This is a genomic window from Actinospica durhamensis, assembly GCF_018139695.1.
Lineage (GTDB): Bacteria > Actinomycetota > Actinomycetes > Streptomycetales > Catenulisporaceae > Actinospica > Actinospica durhamensis.
Map to the genome: position 1 here is coordinate 1 of NZ_JAGSOG010000638.1, position 813 is coordinate 813.

Genomic DNA, 813 nt, shown 5'->3' on the forward strand with positions numbered 1-813 from the left:
GCTCGCCGGACACGACGACGAACGCGCCCTGCTGCTCTTCTCCATCCGGCAGATCACCGCGCCCGCGCTGCTCGAATTCGCCCAGCTCACCGTCGAACTGCCCGCACCCGAACAGGTCGCGCTCCTCGACGCGCTCCACAGCCTCGCCGACAACCCGCGCCGCGCCGGACTCGTCGGCCCCGTGAAGATCACCGCGCCGCTGCGCCAGGTCATCGAGACCGCGACCTCCGACGACGTCCAGGCCCGCGCCTGGTCCGTCCTCGGCCAGACCGAGACCCCCACCACCGGTCTGCTGCGCGAATTCACCCGCCGCGCCGCCGACGCCGTCGGCGCCGTCCAACTCACCGGCACCACCCTCGGCGCCGTCGAAGGACTCGGCCACCTCCTGCAGCGCACCAGCGCCCCCCGCCCGGCCGCCGCGCCCGACACCGCACCCAGCGCCGAAGCCCGCACCGAAGCCCTGCGCGTCCTGCGCACCCTCGTGACCGCGCCCGACACCGCACTGTCCTACCTCGCCGCCACCGCCCTGTACCGGGCCGAAGACCACACCTACCTGGACGCGCAACTCGCCGCCAGCCGCGCCGACGCACTCGTCCTGCTCCACGGCCTGATCGGATGCCTCAACTCCCGCACGCTCATCGGCCCCGACTACTACCAGGACGTCGAACGCATCTGCCGGTTCGTGCGCCGCCCACCCGGACTCGCCGGCCGCGACGCCGAGGAACACACCCACCGCCTCCTCGGCGCGCTGCTCGCCCGCGCCGCCGACGACCTGCGCGCCGCCCGCGGCCCCGCCTCCACACAGCCGCACCG

The 813-nt window shown here is 74.5% G+C and carries 1 protein-coding gene; it reads left to right on the plus strand.

Annotated elements, in window-relative coordinates; translation table 11 throughout:
- On the plus strand, window positions 1-813 hold an 813-nt coding region (locus tag KDL01_RS41500; protein WP_212534207.1), incomplete at both ends, for a hypothetical protein.